This window comes from Pantoea brenneri, assembly GCF_038594305.1.
Taxonomy (GTDB): Bacteria; Pseudomonadota; Gammaproteobacteria; order Enterobacterales; family Enterobacteriaceae; genus Pantoea; species Pantoea brenneri.
Window position 1 is genome coordinate 1,674,391 of the sequence record NZ_JBCGBG010000001.1, and the last position, 18,491, is coordinate 1,692,881.

General features: G+C 54.2%; 15 protein-coding genes. 9 read left to right on the forward strand and 6 right to left on the reverse strand.

Annotated features, from left to right (window positions below; translation table 11 throughout):
• Positions 1–135: 135 nt before the first annotated feature.
• The 3 genes from pyrD to AABB92_RS07895 form a co-directional block, all read right to left on the reverse strand.
• Complete coding sequence (gene pyrD / locus AABB92_RS07885; protein ID WP_031376125.1) at positions 136–1,146, reverse strand: quinone-dependent dihydroorotate dehydrogenase; 1,011 nt, start codon at positions 1,144–1,146, stop codon at positions 136–138.
• Positions 1,147–1,280: 134 nt separating this feature from the next.
• Positions 1,281–2,582, reverse strand: coding sequence for a flippase (locus AABB92_RS07890; protein ID WP_046288413.1), 1,302 nt, complete (start codon positions 2,580–2,582; stop codon positions 1,281–1,283).
• A gap of 83 nt (positions 2,583–2,665) precedes the next feature.
• Entirely contained in the window at positions 2,666–3,646 is a 981-nt protein-coding gene (locus AABB92_RS07895) for a glycosyltransferase family 2 protein (protein WP_046288414.1), read from the reverse strand.
• Between the two features lie 749 nt (positions 3,647–4,395).
• On the opposite strand from AABB92_RS07895, the gene ssuE reads away from it, so the two are divergent.
• Genes ssuE through ssuB form a run of 5 tightly spaced genes read left to right on the forward strand, consistent with a single transcriptional unit; the run spans position 4,396 to position 8,656 of the window.
• Positions 4,396–4,947, forward strand: coding sequence for an NADPH-dependent FMN reductase (ssuE, locus tag AABB92_RS07900; RefSeq protein ID WP_031376126.1), 552 nt, complete (start codon positions 4,396–4,398; stop codon positions 4,945–4,947).
• 12 nt (positions 4,948–4,959) lie between these two features.
• Entirely contained in the window at positions 4,960–5,913 is a 954-nt protein-coding gene (locus AABB92_RS07905; protein ID WP_031376127.1) for a sulfonate ABC transporter substrate-binding protein, read from the forward strand.
• Positions 5,914–5,923: 10 nt separating this feature from the next.
• Positions 5,924–7,069 carry an FMNH2-dependent alkanesulfonate monooxygenase gene (ssuD, locus tag AABB92_RS07910; protein WP_046288415.1) on the forward strand — a complete coding sequence of 382 codons (1,146 nt, stop codon included), beginning with the start codon at positions 5,924–5,926 and terminating at the stop codon, positions 7,067–7,069.
• A gap of 10 nt (positions 7,070–7,079) precedes the next feature.
• Positions 7,080–7,871, forward strand: a complete 792-nt coding sequence (gene ssuC / locus AABB92_RS07915; protein WP_031376619.1) for an aliphatic sulfonate ABC transporter permease SsuC — start codon at positions 7,080–7,082, stop codon at positions 7,869–7,871.
• Entirely contained in the window at positions 7,868–8,656 is a 789-nt protein-coding gene (gene ssuB / locus AABB92_RS07920) for an aliphatic sulfonates ABC transporter ATP-binding protein (RefSeq protein WP_031376620.1), read from the forward strand. Before ssuC ends, ssuB begins: the two co-directional genes overlap by 4 nt.
• Positions 8,657–8,697: 41 nt before the next feature.
• On the opposite strand, the gene pepN is transcribed toward ssuB, so the two are convergent.
• Positions 8,698–11,313, reverse strand: coding sequence for an aminopeptidase N (pepN, locus tag AABB92_RS07925; protein ID WP_046288416.1), 2,616 nt, complete (start codon positions 11,311–11,313; stop codon positions 8,698–8,700).
• 244 nt (positions 11,314–11,557) lie between these two features.
• Here pepN and pncB point away from each other — a divergent pair, with 244 nt between their 5' ends.
• From pncB to AABB92_RS07945, 4 genes are all read left to right on the forward strand, one after another.
• On the forward strand, positions 11,558–12,763 hold the full coding sequence (pncB, locus tag AABB92_RS07930; RefSeq protein WP_031376621.1) for a nicotinate phosphoribosyltransferase: 1,206 nt from the start codon (positions 11,558–11,560) through the stop codon (positions 12,761–12,763).
• A 157-nt stretch (positions 12,764–12,920) separates the two neighbouring features.
• Positions 12,921–14,321 carry an asparagine--tRNA ligase gene (asnS, locus tag AABB92_RS07935; RefSeq protein ID WP_031376622.1) on the forward strand — a complete coding sequence of 467 codons (1,401 nt, stop codon included), beginning with the start codon at positions 12,921–12,923 and terminating at the stop codon, positions 14,319–14,321.
• Positions 14,322–14,622: 301 nt separating this feature from the next.
• Positions 14,623–15,789, forward strand: a complete 1,167-nt coding sequence (ompF, locus tag AABB92_RS07940; RefSeq protein ID WP_031376623.1) for a porin OmpF — start codon at positions 14,623–14,625, stop codon at positions 15,787–15,789.
• Between the two features lie 237 nt (positions 15,790–16,026).
• A complete protein-coding gene (locus tag AABB92_RS07945) occupies positions 16,027–17,217 on the forward strand; it encodes an amino acid aminotransferase (RefSeq protein ID WP_031376624.1) in 1,191 nt (396 codons plus the stop codon).
• 34 nt (positions 17,218–17,251) lie between these two features.
• Here the strand turns inward: AABB92_RS07945 and AABB92_RS07950 are convergent, their stop codons facing one another.
• Both AABB92_RS07950 and mepK read right to left on the reverse strand, forming a co-directional pair.
• Complete coding sequence (locus tag AABB92_RS07950; RefSeq protein ID WP_031376625.1) at positions 17,252–17,881, reverse strand: MBL fold metallo-hydrolase; 630 nt, start codon at positions 17,879–17,881, stop codon at positions 17,252–17,254.
• Positions 17,882–17,920: 39 nt separating this feature from the next.
• Positions 17,921–18,469: a peptidoglycan L,D-endopeptidase MepK gene (gene mepK / locus AABB92_RS07955; protein WP_031376626.1), complete on the reverse strand. Its 549-nt coding sequence runs from the start codon at positions 18,467–18,469 to the stop codon at positions 17,921–17,923.
• Between the last annotated feature and the right edge of the window lie 22 nt (positions 18,470–18,491).

An 18,491-nucleotide genomic window follows, 5' to 3' on the forward strand; every position in this document is an offset into this window, starting at 1 on the left:
CGCTGCGCCAAAAATCACGCAAAATTCAGCGAAAAATGAAACATAAGGAAAAGCTGAAAATTCGTGCAACAGGCCAAAATATAAACGAGCCGGAAGGATAAATAAACCCCCCGGCTTACGATTGTGAGAAATGTCTTAGAGATACGTGACGATATCTTTAATTAATCCTGGCCCCTGATAAATAAAGCCGGAATAAATCTGCACCAGCGTGGCACCCGCTGCGATCTTTTCGCGCGCTGCGGTCAGAGAATCGATCCCGCCTACACCAATAATTGGCAGTTGCCCCTTCAGCTCCAGAGACAGGCGCCGAATCACCTCGGTGCTGCGCGACTGGACCGGACGCCCACTCAGCCCACCGGCTTCTTCAGCATATTTAAGGCCACTCACCAGTGAACGATCGAGGGTGGTATTGGTAGCAATGACGCCATCAATCTGGTGCCGGACTAAACTGTCAGCGACCTGAATTAACTCCTCTTCGGTGAGATCAGGCGCAATTTTTACCGCCACCGGAACATATTTTAAGTGACGTTGTTCCAGCTCTTTTTGTTTTTGTTTGATTGAAACCAGCAGATCGTCCAGCGCTTCGCCATATTGCAGTGAACGTAATCCCGGGGTGTTCGGCGAGGAGATATTGATCGCAATATAACCGGCATGGGCATAGACCTTTTCCATGCAGATCAGATAGTCCTCTTTGCCCTGCTCGACCGGCGTATCTTTATTTTTACCAATATTGATCCCCAGTACGCCTTTAAAACGCGCTTTTTTCACGTTTTCGACCAGGTGATCAACGCCGAGATTATTGAACCCCATGCGATTAATAATGCCGCCCGCTTCGACTAACCGAAACATCCGCGGTTTGTCATTGCCCGGCTGGGCACGTGGCGTCACAGTACCGACCTCAACGAAACCGAAGCCCATCGCGCCAAAGGCATCGATACATTCGGCATTTTTATCCAGACCTGCCGCCAGGCCAAGGGCGTTATTAAAGGTTAATCCCATGCAGGTTACCGGACGCGACGGCAGCTTCTGGCGGAATAACCCTTCCAGCGGTGTGCCGCTCATAAAACGCAGTTGCTGAAAGGTGAGTTCGTGCGCGCGCTCGGGGTCGAGTTTGAACAGCGCCGGTCGGACGATAGGATAAAACATGCACTCTCCTGAAGGACGGAAGCAATCGTGAAAGTCGGTGCACGGGAAAATGTGCGCCAGAATGGTAAAGTGCTCTGGCGCAAAAGTAAATCGAACGGCGAGGATGGGGAAAAGTATCTGAAGCTGAGTTGATCTTACCCCACGGAATCGTTTACGGGGTTGATTCGGGCGTGTGCAGGAAACAGGTATTCACGCAGAATACCGCGACGCAGCATGATGCCAAAAATGCCGATACAGACGAATGCTTCCGCCAGCACCATCGACCAGGCGGCACCTATCGCCCCATACTGCCACGCCAGCAGGCAGCAAAGCGGCACGTTAATTACCCCGGCCGCCATCATCACCAGCATACGCTGGCGCGCCAGGCCATGCGGGATCAGGATCTGCAAACCGGCCGGATAAGAGATATTACCGAACAGGAAGCAGAGCACGAACACCCGCAGCACATCCGCCGACGGCATAAACGCTTTACCCAGCAGTAGCGATACCACCTGATCGGCAAACAGCCAGGTAAATATCACAATCGACAGGCTGAGAGAAAAAGAGAGCAGCAAACTTTTGCGGGTTGCGGCAATCGCTGCGCGCTTATCGCGTCCAAACAGGTGGCTGACGCGTGGAAAGAAGGCGCTGCCGATCTGTTCCGGCACCGAGTTCGCTGCTTTACGCAGGCGGTCTGCCCCATTGTAGATACCGACCATATAGTGCGAGGTAAACGACGCGAGGATCACCACATTGACGCTGTTAAACAGATTGGCCCCGGCGATAGCGATAAACACATCCATGCTGTCAGTGATGCGCTGTTTGATTTCGCGTGGCTCAAAGCGATAACGGCCAATCACCTTCATCTCCAGTACAAACTTCAGGGTGATGGCCGCACTGATAATCGAAACGGCACCCGGGATCAGGGCAGCCAGCCAGGTATCCTCAGGCGTTTTGACCAGCAAAAAGGTCAGCGGGATAGCGCAGAAGTTACCAAAGGTGGCAATCACCGCCGTTTTGCCGAGCTTCTCAAAGCCCTGCATCAGCCAGCCAAACGAAAACAGCGAGCCGATCAGCGTGGTGCAGTTGGCAAGGATAATAAAGAACAGCGGATGCCAGGCCGGGTTAAACCAGGTGGCCGTCAACAAGGTGCCGCTGGTCAGCACCAGCAGCATCAGTTTGGCATTGAAGGTCGACCAGAACAGCTGACTGACCCGCGCTTTATCATCACGATGGTGAGCAATATCTTTGGTGGTAAAGACATTGAATCCCCAGTCGGAGATGGTGCTGCAATAGAGCACGCAGGCAATCGCCAGCGCCAGGGTCCCCATCTGCTCGACGCCGAGAATACGCGCCAGATAAGGCAAGGTCGCCAGCGGAAACAGAAACGAAGCGCCGCGGTAGGCCAGCAGTGAGAAGATATTAATAATCAGACTTTTATCAAGAACTTTTGCCATGTCGCAACAACCTTATACACATTGCATGTCTCACCTTCTCATTTCGCTAAGGCATAAACAATATCGCTAAACACTTTTCAGAATCAGGCTGCGCGGTTAATTTCTTTTTTGACCTTATAACTCTGCAACGCAATAAACAGATCCGGTTGATTAAACAGCAACCACTCTTTAAAGTTCTGCGCTTTCACCTCACGCCCCATAAAACGAATGGCATTACGCACATATTCCGGCACCGGCGTCTGATTATACAGTGATAAATAGATCATCAGGCGGAACGAATGGGTTAAATAGGCTTTCTCCAGCGTCGTGCGCCACTCTGTTTTAGCCTGGGAGCTATTCAGCGTATTGTAGGCATGCATAAAGGCGTCGTAGCGCTGAAAGAAAAACTCATCGCCTTTGGTACTGTTTGTCAGTGAGCCGCTGCGAATACGCTGCTTATAATAAACCTGACGGCTGACCCATGCCTGCTGACATTTCATAAACACCGACAGCGTGAAATTATGATCTTCATGTATCCGGCGAACGAAGCGTAATTTATGCTGCTCTATCACGCTTTTTCTCAGCACGTAGTTCCAGACCGCCGAGGTATAGCTGCCGTTACGCAGCAGGCGCATAAAGACTTCCTGCGGCGGCTGCACACCAAACTGGTCATGCTTAACTTTGGGTGAGGTGACGTCGATATGGCCATCTTCGTAGACGCAGGAATTAAAGCAGAACAGGTCGGTGCGGGGATGTTTCTCTACGACGCTGGCCAGTTCCGCCACCAGCCCATCGACGACCACATCATCCGGATCACAGAAGAACAGGAACTCGCCCTGAGCCAGCGCAATACCGGTGTCACGAGCATTGCCGAGCCCGCCGTTTTCAATGGTGATAACTTTTACCTGAGAAAGATGCGCATAATTCTGTTCAATCAGGGCCAGTGTTCCATCGGTTGATCCATCATTAACGATGATTATTTCATTGGGCGCTTTTACCTGGCGCAATAATGAATCAACGCACTCCACAATATATTTTTCAACGTTGTAAGTCGGAATAATCACCGATAACAGGATGTCAGACATAGGCAATTCTCTGCTGTTAGAAAATGACAATACGATTCACCTGCCTGATGCAGGTCCAGACCAGAGGCGAAACGTCGGAAAAGGAATAGTCGTTATTATGGCTGCTTACTTTGAGCCTGATTATCTTAAACCGGTTAAGCCGATAAAGACCAGTCGGGAAAAAAAGGCTGCAGTGGTCAGGTGACTCTCACTGTTAAATAAGTTGCATCTATAGTCCGGCACGACGATAAAACGGTTGAGGATTGATTTAATTTCCCGGCAAAAAGCAGCGGTAACCAGAATCCGGAAAATGTAAGCGAATACCTGAAAGCGTTAATATCTTCAACATTACATTCTGTTCGTTTCAGTGACGTTTCTGCAATTAATCTGAGCCCCACTCCCTGCCACGCCCTGGGAGGGGTTGATTTTATATCGCTTTTCCTGATTTCTGCCCCTGCCGCTACGTTTTTTGCGCGGCTCACCATAATAAGAATGTTTAAGCAATCAGCCAGCGGATGATTTACTGGCGACGGCTCGCTTATTTTGTGATCTCGCATCATCACCTTTAATGAGTGATCGGACGAACTGCCCGAATTTTAAGAATTATCGGAAGCCGCTTTATCACGGCTTATTGCTTAACCCGCCTATTTGCAGATTTCACTTTTAGATTGCCAGATAAATCATTTAAGCCCACTCCCCTGCTCTGACAGTATGAAGGCATAAGTTCTCAACATTAGATAATCAATAACTTTTAGTTATAAGGAGTGATGATGCGAGTTATTACGCTGGCAGGCAGCCCACGGTTTCCTTCACGCTCAACGTCGTTATTGACGCTGTGTCAGCACAAACTGGAAGCACGGGGTATCGAAGTCATTCCGTGGAACATTCATAACTTCCAGCCGGACGATCTGATCAATGCGCGTTTTGACGCCCCGGCGCTGCTGGCGTTACGCGAAGATCTGGCCGCCGCGGATGGTCTGATTGTGGCGACGCCAATCTATAAAGCCTCTTTTTCTGGTGCACTCAAAACCCTGCTTGATCTGCTGCCGGAACGCGCACTGGAGCACAAGGTGGTGTTGCCTTTAGCCAGCGGCGGCAGTGCCGGCCACATGCTGGCCCTCGACTACGCCCTTAAGCCGGTGCTTAACGCGCTGAAAGCACAGGAGATTCTGCACGGCGTGTATGCCGAAGATAACCAGATTCATCATTATGATCGTCAGCCAGAGTTACAGGACTCGCTGGCACAGCGCCTTGACGACGCGGTAGCTGCGTTCTGGCTGGCGCTGACCCGTCATCATCATCCCATTGCACAAGCGGTATAAAGGAGCAGTTCGATGAAACAGAGGTTCGCTAAGTGGCTGACGGCGGGATTATTACTGGCTGGCCTGCAGGCGCAGGCTGCTGAGCCCGATCCAGCGCAAATTCGTATCGGTTATCAAAAAGGGTCAGTCAGTATGGTGCTGGCAAAATCGCACCAGCTATTAGAGAAGCGTTTTCCGCACACCAAAATTCAGTGGATTGAATTTCCGGCCGGTCCACAGATGCTGGAAGCGCTGAATGTGAACAGTATCGATCTCGGCAGCACCGGCGATCTTCCGCCGCTGTTCGCCCAGGCGGCGGGCGCAGATTTACTCTATGTCGGCTCCGAACCGCCCAAGCCGCAGGCTGAAGTGATTCTGGTACCGAAAACCAGCACGCTGCAACAGGTAGCGGATCTGAAAGGCAAGAAAGTCGCCTTTCAGAAAGGCTCCAGCTCGCACAATTTATTGTTGCGAGCCCTGCAGCAGGCTGGTCTGAGCTTTAAAGATATCACCCCGGTTTATCTTACCCCCGCGGATGCACGCGCCGCGTTTCAGCAGGGAAATGTTGATGCCTGGGCGATCTGGGATCCCTATTACTCGTCGGTGCTGTTACAGGGCAATTCCCGGGTGCTGGTTGATGGCAGCAAACTCAATCTGACCGGCTCGTTCTATTTAGCCACCCGCAGTTATGCCGAGGCGCACGGTGCATTCATTCAGCAGGTGCTGGACACCTTTAGTGCAGCCGATGCGCTGACCGTCAGCCAGCGGCCACAGAGTATTACGCTGTTAGCGCAGGCGATAGGCTTACCCGAGCCGGTGATCGCCAGCTATCTCAGCCATCGTCCGCCCACCACCATTACGCCGGTTAGCGACAAAACGGCGGTTGCCCAGCAGCACACCGCTGACCTGTTCTATGCCAATCATCTGCTGCCAGTGAAAGTGTCGATTCGCGATCGCATCTGGCAACCGCATACCGTGACTCAATAAGGAGCAAAAAATGGTATCCATATTCTGGTTTCTGCCAACCCATGGCGACGGCCACTATCTTGGCACCGCAGAAGGCGCACGTCCGGTGGATCACGCCTATCTGCAACAGGTGGCGCAGGCAGCCGACCGTCTCGGCTTTGGCGGCGTACTGATCCCGACCGGCCGATCCTGTGAAGATGCCTGGCTGGTTGCCGCGTCATTGATCCCGGTGACACAGCGCCTGCGTTTTCTGGTGGCTTTACGGCCTGGCGTGATTTCGCCGACCCAGGCGGCGCGTCAGGCGGCAACGCTGGATCGCTTATCCAACGGTCGCGCGCTGTTTAATCTGGTGACCGGCGGCGATCCGGAAGAGCTGGCGGGCGACGGGGTGTTCCTCGATCACCGTGAGCGCTACGCCGAGTCAGCTGAATTTACCCGCGTATGGCGTCGGGTGCTGGAGGGCGAAACGGTCGATTATGAAGGCAAGCACGTTAAGGTGCGCGGTGCCCGCCTGATGTTTAAACCGGTACAGCAACCGCGTCCGCCGTTGTGGTTTGGTGGCTCGTCTGAACCGGCTCAGGATCTGGCAGCTGAACAGGTCGATGTCTATCTTACCTGGGGTGAACCACCGGCTCTGGTGAAAGAGAAAATCGACCAGGTCCGTGCGAAAGCCGCCGCGCAGGGACGTACGGTACGTTTCGGTATTCGTCTGCACGTGATCGTGCGTGAAACCACTGAAGAAGCCTGGCAGGCGGCCGACAAACTGATCGCCAACGTGGACGATGCCACCATCGCCAAAGCGCAGGCGGCGTTTCAGCGAGCAGATTCGGTCGGGCAGCGTCGGATGGCGGCGCTACACGGCGGACGGCGCGACAAGCTGGAAATCAGTCCGAACCTGTGGGCTGGCGTCGGCCTGGTGCGCAGCGGCGCAGGGACCGCGCTGGTCGGCGATGGCCCCACGGTCGCCGCGCGGATTAAAGAGTATGAAGCGCTGGGTATTGAAACCTTCATTTTGTCCGGCTATCCACACCTGGAAGAAGCTTATCGGGTTGGCGAGTTGCTGTTCCCGCATCTCGATCTGCAGGTTCCGCTGGTGCCACAGCCGCGCGTAGTGCAGGCACACGGAGAAGCGGTCGCCAACGATTTTACCCCTGAGAAAAAAGTCGCCCGCGGCTGAGGAGAACATCATGGCCAGAACAGGTAAACGTCTCGCCGATACGCTGGTGCCGTGGGTGCTGCCAGCTCTACTGGTGGTGGCGTGGCAGATCGCCTCGCAAACCGGCTGGTTATCGACCCGCATTTTGCCGGCGCCTGAAAAAATAGTGACCACGTTCTGGCAGCTGGCCGCCAGCGGTGAACTGTGGCAACACCTGGCGATCAGTAGCTGGCGGGCACTGATTGGTTTCAGCATCGGCGGATCGATTGGTCTGCTGCTGGGGCTGATCACCGGCACCTCCCGCACCGGCGAGCGGCTGCTGGATACCTCGGTTCAGATGTTACGTAACGTTCCCCATCTGGCGCTGATCCCGCTGGTCATTCTGTGGTTCGGTATTGATGAGTCGGCCAAAATCTTCCTGGTGGCGCTCGGCACGCTGTTTCCGATCTACCTGAATACCTACCACGGCATTCGTAACATCGATCGCGGACTGGTGGAGATGGCCCGCAGCTATGGCCTCACCGGCTGGAGCCTGTTTATTCAGGTGATCCTGCCCGGTGCGCTACCGAACATCATGGTAGGCGTTCGTTTCGCGCTCGGCCTGATGTGGCTGACGTTGATCGTGGCAGAAACCATTTCGGCAAATTCGGGCATCGGCTATCTGGCGATGAATGCGCGTGAATTTTTGCAGACCGATGTGGTGGTGGTCGCCATCATTCTGTATGCCCTGCTCGGTAAACTGGCTGATGTCGCCGCGTTGTTGCTGGAACGCGTCTGGCTGCGCTGGCATCCGGCTTATCAACTGAAGGAGGAGAACGCATGAGTCAGACCCTTTCCCCGGCGCGCCTCAATGCGGGCACCCCGGTTGGCGTTAACAACGTCAGCAAGCAGTATGGCAACCGTACCATTCTGAAGAAGATCGACCTGCATATTCCGTCAGGTCAGTTCGTGGCGGTGGTTGGCCGCAGCGGCTGCGGCAAAAGTACCCTGCTGCGCCTGCTGGCCGGGCTGGAGCAGACTTCCAGCGGCCAGCTACTGGCGGGCAATGCGCCGTTACAGTCGGCACGTGACGATACCCGCCTGATGTTTCAGGACGCGCGGCTGCTGCCGTGGAAAAAGGTGATTGATAATGTCGGCCTCGGGCTAAAAGGCAACGCCTGGCGCAGTGCGGCACAGGAGGCGCTGGCGGCGGTCGGGCTTGCCGATCGGGCCAGTGAGTGGCCGGCTACTCTCTCAGGCGGACAGAAACAGCGGGTAGCGCTGGCCAGAGCGCTGATTCATCGGCCGGGTTTGCTGCTGCTGGATGAGCCACTGGGTGCGCTGGATGCCCTGACCCGCATCGAAATGCAGGAACTGATTGAATCGCTGTGGCAGCAGCATCATTTCACGGTACTGCTGGTCACCCATGATGTGAGTGAAGCGGTGGCGATGGCCGATCGGGTGCTATTGATTGAAGAAGGCGAGATTGGTCTGGATCTGCTGGTTGATTTACCGCGTCCCAGAAGGCGCGGATCGCCGCGGCTGGCAGAATTAGAGGCGGAAGTGCTGGATCGGGTAATGCGACGCACCGCACCCTCGCAACCGGTCCGTGTCGCGCGACAGCGTTAAAAAAAACGGCGGAGCCCGACTGGCACTCCGCCGTTCTGCTATCAGGCGTTCAGCGCCCGGGTGATCTTCTCGTAGAGATCGCCCGACAACTTCTCCAGCCCTTTCAGCTGTTCCAGCGCCTCGCGCATCATCGCCTGACGATCGTCGTCATAGCGTTTCAGTCGAATCAATGGCTCGACCATCCGCGCCGCAACCTGCGGGTTACGGGTGTTCAGATCGATCAGCATCTCCACCAGGAATTTATAGCCGCTGCCATCTTTGGCATGGAACGCAGCCGGGTTAGCGGAGGCAAAGGCACCCACCAGCGAGCGTACCCGGTTAGGGTTGCTCATGCTGAAGGAGCGGTGGTTAAGTAACTGACGCACATTACGCAGCACATTGGCCGCCGGACTGGTGGCCTGCAGCACAAACCACTTGTCCATCACCAGACCATCCTGATGCCAGCGCTCATCGTAGGCCGCCAGCAGCACATCGCGGCACGGCAGCTGCGCCGCTACCGCTGCGGAGAGTGCCGCCAGCGAATCGGTCATGTTGGTCGCCTGGTGATACTGCGCCTGCACCAGCTTGTCCGCCAGTTGCGCATCGCCAAAGGCCAGATAGGTCAGGCAGATATTTTTCAGGCTGCGCTGACCAATCGCGTCATGCTCAACCCGGTATTCACTCTGCTGATTGGCGTTATAGATCGCAAAGAACTCGTCAGCCAGCTCGCGCGCCAGGGTGCGCTGCAGTGCGTCACGTACCAGCGCAATCGCCTGTGGATCGATGACATCGAACAGTTCGGCGATCTCATTTTCAGTCGGCAACGTCAGAATCAGCGCGGTCAGCGCCGGATCGCAGTCGGTATCGAGCAGTACTGCGCGGAACGCATCTGCCACATGCAGCGGCAGTGACAGATGCTGCCCTTGCTGATAGCGCGCCACGTTGAGACGGATATAGGTTGCCAGCAGGCTCTGTGCTGCATCCCAGCGTGAAAAATCGTTACGCGCATGACGCATCAGGAAGGTGAGCTGCGCATCGCTCCATTTGTAATCGAGCTTCACCGGCGCAGAGAATTCACGCAGCAGCGACGGCACCGGCTGGAAGTAGACATTATCGAAAATGAAGGACTGGAACTCCTCGGTGACGTTCAGCACGTGATGCACCGGGTGGCCGTTGTGCTGCAGCGGAATCACCTGCCCTTCGTTATCATATAGCTCGATATCGAGCGGGATATGCAGCGGCAGCTTCTCTTTCTGATCGGCGGTCGCTGGCGTGTGCTGCGTGACGTGCAGCGTGTATTGCTCCAGCTCCGGGTTGTAATCATCGCGTACCGTCAACACTGGCGTACCGGACTGGCTGTACCAGCGGCGGAACTGTGACAGATCCACGTTGGAGGCATCTTCCATTGCCTGCACGAAGTCATCGCAGGTGGCCGCACTGCCGTCGTGACGATCAAAATAGAGCTGCATTCCCTTCTGGAAATTAGCCTCGCCCAACAGGGTGTGCAGCATCCGGATCACTTCCGATCCTTTTTCATACACGGTAAGGGTGTAGAAGTTATTCATTTCAATCACCTGATCCGGGCGGATCGGGTGAGCCATCGGACTGGCATCTTCAGCAAACTGCGCGCCACGCACGATACGCACGTTGTCGATGCGATTAACGGCACGTGAACCGAGGTCAGAACTGAACTCCTGATCGCGGAATACCGTCAGCCCCTCTTTCAGGCTGAGCTGGAACCAGTCGCGACAGGTGACACGGTTGCCGGTCCAGTTATGAAAATATTCGTGGCCGATCACCGCTTCAATACCGAGATAATCTTTATCTGTGGCGGTTTCCGCTTTCGCCAGCACATATTTGGCGTTAAAAACGTTCAGGCCTTTGTTTTCCATCGCGCCCATGTTGAAGAAGTCGACCGCCACGATCATAAAGATGTCGAGGTCGTATTCGAGACCGAAACGCTCCTCATCCCACTTCATGCTGTTTTTCAGCGAGGTCATCGCCCAGTCGGCGCGGTCGAGATTGCCACGATCGACAAAAATCTCCAGCGCCACATCACGGCCGGAACGGGTGGTGAAACTGTCGCGCAGCACGTCGAAGTCTCCCGCCACCAGCGCAAACAGGTAGCAAGGTTTCGGGAACGGGTCCTGCCATTTGACCCAGCTACGGCCCTGCTCATCACGTCCACTGTCGACGCGGTTACCGTTTGACAGCAGGTAAGGATAGCGTTCGCCGTCGGCAAAAATGGTGGTGGTGAAACGCGCCAGCACATCCGGGCGATCCAGATACCAGGTAATATGACGGAAGCCTTCAGCCTCACATTGAGTGCATAGCGCCTCGCCTGATTTGTATAACCCTTCCAGCGCCGTGTTCTGATCCGGATGAATATCGTTGATGATTTTCAGCGTGAAACTTTCTGGCAGCTGGCTGAGCACCAGCGCACCGTTCTGCTGGCGATAATCCGTCCAGGGTTGTCCATCCACCTCAAGCGCGATCAGCGTTAAATCTTCGCCATCCAGACGCAAATCAGCCTGGCTGTCACCGAGACGTTTAACCTGACTGATAGCCGTTACGCGGGTGGTCGACGCATCCAGTTCAAAGGTTAAGTCAATGTCAGTAATGGTGTAATCCGGCGCACGGTAATCGTGGCGATATTTAATTTGGGGCTGTTGCGTCATATTCCGTCTCGCGTTGTTATAAGTTTACCTGGCAAAGTCTAAGCTTGTTACTACAAGCTTGCCACGCACAATGCACGTAATGCGTGAAATGGCTACAATTTGTTAACAATGGCACAGATTGGCCTCGACCCACTACAGTGAAATATGCTGTGATTGGCGTTAATGACTGAATTATACTTCCGCGTCTTTAAGACTGTGTACAACACCGGGCTCTGCGCCACCGAACAGGATGCTGAAACGCGCCATGACAGGACATGCTTCCCCGATACTGACCTCGCTGCTCGATACGGACGCTTATAAGCTCCACATGCAGCAAGCCGTCTTCCACCGCTATCATGATGTCACGGTGGCGGCGGAGTTTCGCTGCCGCGGCGACGAACTGCTGGGCCTCTACGCTGATGAGATTCGTGACGAGATTCGCGCAATGCAAACGCTGGCGCTGACCGATGACGAATATCACTGGTTATCCCGCCTGCCCTTCTTTCAGCAGGATTACCTCAACTGGCTGCGCGATTTTCGCTACAACCCCGATCAGGTTGAGGTACGTAATCACCATGGCAAACTTGAACTGCGTATTCAGGGACCGTGGCGCGAAGTGATTTTGTGGGAGGTGCCGCTGCTGGCGCTGATCAGTGAAGTGGTGCATCGTCACCGCACCCCTGAGGTCACCACTCAGCAGGCGGTCGATCATCTGCAGCAGAAACTTGCCGACTTTACTCACCAGGTGGCCGATCTGGATATGTCACGCTTCCACCTGATGGATTTCGGCACCCGCCGTCGCTACTCGCAGGATGTACAGCAGGCGATAGTGGCGACGCTGAAACAGGATTTCCCGTGGCTGATCGGCACCAGCAACTACGATCTGGCGCGGCGCCTGACGCTGACGCCGGTCGGTACGCAGGCGCACGAGTGGTTCCAGGCGTTCCAGCAGATCAGCCCGGTACTGGCCAACAGCCAGCGCGCCGCGCTGCAGGCGTGGCTGGATGAATATGATGATCAGCTCGGCATCGCCCTGACCGACTGTATCGCTATGGATGCCTTCCTGCGTGATTTTGGTCCGGTGTTTGCCCGACGCTATCAGGGGCTGCGCCACGACTCCGGCGATCCGGTCGAATGGGGCGAGAAAGCCCTCGCCCACTATCAGAAGCTGGGTATCGACCCGCAAAGCAAAACGCTGGTCTTTTCCGACAATCTCAACCTCGACAAAGCGCTGGCGCTCTATCGCCATTTCGGTCAGCGTACCCGGGTCATTTTCGGCATTGGTACCCGCCTGACGTGTGATATCCCGGGCGTCACGCCACTAAATATTGTGATTAAGCTGGTGCAGTGCAACGGCAAACCGGTGGCGAAACTGTCCGACAGTCCGGGCAAAACCATTTGCCAGGATAAAGCCTTTGTCCGGGCTTTGCGTAAAGCCTTTGATCTGCCGCTGGTGAAAAAAGCAAGTTAAGCCACTTCTTATCGGGGCGTTGATGCGCCCCGCTTCTGCTGTAATAAATCGTCCATTCCGCCGGATTTTGCTTGTTTCCTGAAGACTCACAAGTAACATAGCAAAACCCCCGGTTCGGGGACCTTTTTACTCACTTCTTCTATATAGAGAGATATTTATGAGCGTTGTGCCTGTAGCGGACGTACTGCACGGTCGCGTCGCGGTTGACAGTGAAGTCACCGTACGTGGTTGGGTGCGTACCCGAAGAGATTCAAAAGCCGGTCTTTCCTTCATCGCCGTATATGACGGCTCCTGCTTTAATCCCGTTCAGGCAGTCGTCAATAATTCTCTGAATAATTATCAGGATGAAGTATTGCGTCTGACCACCGGCTGTTCCGTGATTGTCACCGGCACCGTGGTGGCCTCGCCCGGCCAGGGCCAGGCTTTTGAGATTCAGGCAACCCGTCTTGAGGTTGTTGGCTGGGTGGAAGATCCTGACAGCTACCCGATGGCGGCGAAACGTCATAGCATTGAGTATCTGCGTGAAGTGGCTCACCTGCGTCCACGTACCAATCTGATCGGTGCCGTCGCCCGCGTTCGTCATACTCTGGCGCAGGCGCTGCATCGCTTTTTCCATGAAAATGGTTATTTCTGGGTCTCCACCCCGCTGATTACCGCCTCGGATACTGAAGGTGCCGGTGAGATGTTCCGCGTCTCAACGCTGGATCTTGAAAACCTGCCGCGCAACGATCAGGGCAAAGTCGATTTCAGCGAAGATTTCTTTGGCAAGGAAGCGTTCCTGACCGTTTCTGGTCAGCTGAACGGCGAAACCTATGCCAGCGCCCTGTCAAAGATTTATACCTTTGGCCCGACCTTCCGCGCAGAAAACTCTAACACCAGCCGCCATCTGGCGGAGTTCTGGATGCTGGAGCCGGAAATCGCCTTCGCGTCGCTGGATGATGCAGCTGCGCTGGCGGAGGCGATGCTGAAGTATGTGTTCAACGCGGTGCTGGAAGAGCGTGCTGATGATATGGCGTTCTTTGCTGAGCGCGTTGATAAAGAAGCGGTTGAGCGCCTGCAGCGTTTCATCACTACCGACTTCGCCCAGGTCGACTACACCGACGCGGTTGAGATTCTGATCAACTGCGGTCAGAGCTTTGAGAATCCGGTGTCATGGGGTATCGATCTCTCCTCTGAGCATGAACGTTATCTGGCCGAGAAGCATTTTAAAGCGCCGGTGGTGGTGAAAAACTACCCGAAAGACATTAAAGCGTTTTATATGCGTCTGAACGACGACGGTAAAACCGTGGCGGCGATGGACGTACTGGCACCGGGCATCGGTGAAATTATCGGTGGTTCGCAGCGTGAAGAGCGTCTGGATGTTCTTGATGCACGCCTGCAGGAAATGGGTCTGAATAAAGAAGATTACTGGTGGTATCGTGACCTGCGTCGCTACGGTACCGTGCCACATTCTGGCTTTGGATTAGGTTTCGAACGTTTAATCGCCTATGTCACCGGCGTACAAAATGTAAGGGACGTTATCCCCTTCCCACGTACTCCACGTAATGCGAGCTTCTAACTTCCTGCATTAATTATAAGAAATTCATATATATAAAGAGGTCGGCACTGCCGGCCTTTTTTTATTTTTGTAAATTTTGAGTTCTCTCACAAAGTTCCGTGTTTTTTACATTTTGTAATACATATTTTCCTTTTGAAACCAGATTACGAGTTTCGTAGCATTTTCGAGGTAGAATTAAGGCTGGGGGGATGGAAAGATGCGTGCAGACACAGGAAGACACCAAACTTCTTTCAAGGTTCCCGTAAAGGTTTCTTGACGGCAGTGGCAGGTGTACAAATAACTCCAACGAGGGTAATGAATAATGATGAAGCGCAATATTCTTGCAGTGGTTATCCCTGCTCTGTTAGCCGCAGGCGCAGCAAACGCAGCCGAAATTTATAATAAAGACGGCAACAAACTGGACCTGTACGGTAAAGCCGTTGGCCTGCACTACTTCTCTGATAACGATGCTGCCGATAACGATGGCAACAATGGCGACAAATCTTACGTTCGCTTCGGCTTCAAGGGTGAAACTCAGATTAACGACCAGCTGACCGGTTACGGCCAGTGGGAATACAACGTTCAGGCCAACAACTCTGAAGGTTCTGACGCACAGAATGGCAACAAAACCCGTCTGGGCTTTGCTGGTCTGAAATTCGGTGATGCTGGCTCAATCGACTACGGCCGTAACTACGGTGTGGTTTACGATGCAATCGGCTGGACCGATATGCTGCCAGAATTCGGTGGCGACTCAGGCTACTCAGATAACTTCATGAACGGTCGTAGCACCGGCCTGTTGACCTACCGCAACACCAACTTCTTTGGCCTGGTAGATGGCTGGGACTTTGCCGCTCAGTACCAGGGCAAAAACGAGCGTAGCGACCTGCGTCGTGCTAACGGCGACGGCTGGGGCTTATCAACCTCTTATACCTCACCAATTGGTCTGGGTATCGTGGGTGCCTATAGCAGCAGCGATCGTACTAACGACCAGGCTGCTGGCGCACGTACCACTATTACTCCTGCTGCTGGCGGCGATGGCGTCACCACTACCACAGGTCAGGGCGCGGGCAAACGTGCTGAGAACTGGGCAACCGCTATCAAGTATGATGCAAACAATGTTTACCTGGCTGCAATGTACGGTGAAACGCGTAACTCAACCCCAGTTACCGCTACCGGTACGCTGGCAAACGGAGACAAATTCTCTGTAGCGGGCTTTGCCAACAAAGCACAGAACATTGAACTGGTTGCACAGTATCAGTTCGACTTCGGTCTGCGTCCATCTATCGCCTACGTTCAGTCTAAAGGCAAAGATATCGAAGGCGTGGGCGATGCTGACCTGATCAAATACATTGATATCGGCGCAACCTACTACTTCAACAAAAACATGTCTACCTATGTGGACTATCAGATCAACCAGCTGGATGACGACAACCGTCTGGGTCTGAACACTGATGATACTGTAGCGGTTGGCCTGGTTTACCAGTTCTAATCTCGCTGTCAGAAGATGTTTAAAGACGGGGCCATCGGCCCCGTTTTTTTATGTCTGTTATCCGGTGATAACCTCTTTCTTCCGCTCCTTTCCTCATTGATGCTCCACTGACTGCGGTCAGAGCGGAAGCAGGCGCGCAAAATGTATCAATAAGTCTCGCAAACGGTTGGCTTTTGCCTGGCCTGACGCTAACCTGAGAACTCATTTTGCTAACGTTCCCGCTACTGGACCTGACTCATGTTTGAATCGATCTCTGCTGCACCCGCCGATCCCATTCTTGGGCTGGCCGATCTGTTTCGCGCTGACGACCGCCCTAACAAAATTAACCTGGGTATCGGCGTCTATAAAGACGAAACCGGCAAGACCCCGGTGCTGACCAGCGTTAAGAAAGCCGAACAGTACCTGCTGGAAAACGAAACCACCAAAAACTATCTCAGCATTGATGGTCTGGCTGATTTTGCACGCTGTACCCAGGCGCTGTTGTTTGGCAACCAGAGCACGCTGATTACCGCCGGTCGTGCGCGGACAGCACAAACCCCGGGCGGTACTGGTGCGCTGCGCGTTGCGGCGGATTTCCTTGCCACTCAGACCAGCGTGAAACGGGTATGGGTCAGCAATCCCAGCTGGCCGAACCACAAAAATGTGTTCAATGCTGCCGGTCTTGAGGTGTGTGAATACCAGTATTACGATGCGGAAAATCACACGCTCGATTTTGAAGGCCTGCTGGCGTCGCTGAAACAGGTACAGGCGGGCGACGTGGTGCTGTTCCACGGCTGCTGCCATAATCCAACCGGTATCGATCCAACGGCCGAACAGTGGCAGCAACTGGCGCAGCTGTCGCAGGCTGGCGGCTGGTTACCGTTGTTTGACTTTGCCTATCAGGGCTTCGCCCGTGGCCTTGAGGAAGATGCTGAAGGACTGCGTATTTTTGCCGCGTCGCATCAGGAACTGATTGTCGCCAGCTCTTATTCTAAGAACTTTGGTTTGTATAACGAGCGCGTCGGGGCCATTACGCTGGTGGCCGCTGATGCCAACGTGGCTGATACCGCCTTCAGTCAGGTGAAGTACACTATCCGCGCCAACTATTCCAATCCGCCAGCTCACGGTGCGGCCGTGGTTGCCACCATCCTCGGTAATGATGCACTGCGTACCATCTGGGAGCAGGAGCTGTCAGACATGCGCCAGCGTATTCAGCGTATGCGCCAGCTGTTCGTCAATACCCTGGCAGAGAAAGGTGCGCAACGTGACTTCAGCTTCATCATCCGGCAGAACGGGATGTTCTCATTTAGCGGCCTGACTAAAGATCAGGTAATTCGTCTGCGCGAAGAGTTTGCGGTCTATGCGGTTAATTCAGGACGGGTAAACGTTGCGGGCATGACGCCAGACAATATGTCGGCGCTGTGTGAGGCGATTGTCGCGGTGCTGTAATCGTGATGAAAAAATGGGCCAGCCGGCCCATTTTTTATTGCAGAAAAGGATTGCTGATCCGTTCACGCCCCAGCGTTGAAATCGGACCGTGTCCCGGCACGAAAGTCACATCATCGCCCAGCGGCAGTAATTTTGTCCGGATGGCATCAATTAGCTGCTGATGATCGCCCTGCGGGAAATCAGTGCGACCAACACCGCCGTTGAAAATCACATCACCTGAGATCAGTAAGCGTCCCTGACGATCAAAGAACACCACATGACCCGGCGAATGGCCCGGACAGTGCAATACTTCCAGCGAGACTAACCCTACCTGCACGCTGTCACCCTCTTCCAGCCAGCGATCCGGCGTGAAAGGCGCACACTCTTCCAGCCCGAACATTCGGCTCTGCGTCGGAAGCGCTTCCAGCCAGAAAGCATCGCGTTTCTGCGGTCCGACGATGGGCACCTGATAAAACGCCGCGAGTTCGACCGCTGCCCCGACATGATCGAGATGTCCATGGGTGAGCAGAATCTGCGCGGGTTTCAGTTTGTGTTGTTCCAGCGTTTGTTTGATACGTTCGGCATCACCGCCCGGATCGACCAGCGCCGACTCCCCGGTGGTATCGCACCAGATAACCGAGCAGTTCTGAGCAAAGGCTGTAACAGGAATAATATGGTAATTCATAACGCTCCATGACCGGCTCACGCAGCGTTGCCGGCGTCGTTACCAGTGCCTGATCGGCCCGGTATCAATGTGCACAAAGTTGCTGCGAGGATAATATCCTACACCACCCGCGCGCAGAGATAACACCGCTTTGCGTACATTGGCTAAGGTCACGCCTTCAATGTGAAAATCCATCGCCTGACCTTTGGTGTGGTAGCTGTGTTTTGCCACGCCAGGCCCGCTTTCACGCAACATATTATTAGTAGCCAGTGAGCGATAACCGGAAACCAATTGTACTGGCTTACGGGTTTCCAGCAGCGCCTGCAGACGGAAAATCTGGTCGAACAGATGGGGGTCGATGCTTTTCACTTTATTGGCGCGATAGTCACGGAAAAAATGATTTAAACGTGATAACTCATCCCTGTCGTAACTCTTACCATTAAAAAATTCAGTTTTAAGGGTTTCACCCGTGTGAAGGTTGTTAAGTGTTAATACCCGCGGGCGAGAAGTTGAAAGTGAAGCCCTTGCAGAAGCTGGCAATAATGCCAGTCCGGCGGCAGCACTTCCGCAAAGCAGTAGCTTGCGACGAAAAGAATCAATAGTAGACATTAACCGTATTACCTGAGAGTGA

Bases quoted from the DNA above. Each gene is read 5' to 3' on its own strand.
- pyrD (WP_031376125.1), bottom strand. From the start codon at position 1,146: ATGTTTTATCCTATCGTCCGACCGGCGCTGTTCAAACTCGACCCCGAG.
- AABB92_RS07890 (WP_046288413.1), bottom strand. From the start codon at position 2,582: ATGGCAAAAGTTCTTGATAAAAGTCTGATTATTAATATCTTCTCACTG.
- AABB92_RS07895 (WP_046288414.1), bottom strand. From the start codon at position 3,646: ATGTCTGACATCCTGTTATCGGTGATTATTCCGACTTACAACGTTGAA.
- ssuE (WP_031376126.1), top strand. From the start codon at position 4,396: ATGCGAGTTATTACGCTGGCAGGCAGCCCACGGTTTCCTTCACGCTCA.
- AABB92_RS07905 (WP_031376127.1), top strand. From the start codon at position 4,960: ATGAAACAGAGGTTCGCTAAGTGGCTGACGGCGGGATTATTACTGGCT.
- ssuD (WP_046288415.1), top strand. From the start codon at position 5,924: ATGGTATCCATATTCTGGTTTCTGCCAACCCATGGCGACGGCCACTAT.
- ssuC (WP_031376619.1), top strand. From the start codon at position 7,080: ATGGCCAGAACAGGTAAACGTCTCGCCGATACGCTGGTGCCGTGGGTG.
- ssuB (WP_031376620.1), top strand. From the start codon at position 7,868: ATGAGTCAGACCCTTTCCCCGGCGCGCCTCAATGCGGGCACCCCGGTT.
- pepN (WP_046288416.1), bottom strand. From the start codon at position 11,313: ATGACGCAACAGCCCCAAATTAAATATCGCCACGATTACCGTGCGCCG.
- pncB (WP_031376621.1), top strand. From the start codon at position 11,558: ATGACAGGACATGCTTCCCCGATACTGACCTCGCTGCTCGATACGGAC.
- asnS (WP_031376622.1), top strand. From the start codon at position 12,921: ATGAGCGTTGTGCCTGTAGCGGACGTACTGCACGGTCGCGTCGCGGTT.
- ompF (WP_031376623.1), top strand. From the start codon at position 14,623: ATGATGAAGCGCAATATTCTTGCAGTGGTTATCCCTGCTCTGTTAGCC.
- AABB92_RS07945 (WP_031376624.1), top strand. From the start codon at position 16,027: ATGTTTGAATCGATCTCTGCTGCACCCGCCGATCCCATTCTTGGGCTG.
- AABB92_RS07950 (WP_031376625.1), bottom strand. From the start codon at position 17,881: ATGAATTACCATATTATTCCTGTTACAGCCTTTGCTCAGAACTGCTCG.
- mepK (WP_031376626.1), bottom strand. From the start codon at position 18,469: ATGTCTACTATTGATTCTTTTCGTCGCAAGCTACTGCTTTGCGGAAGT.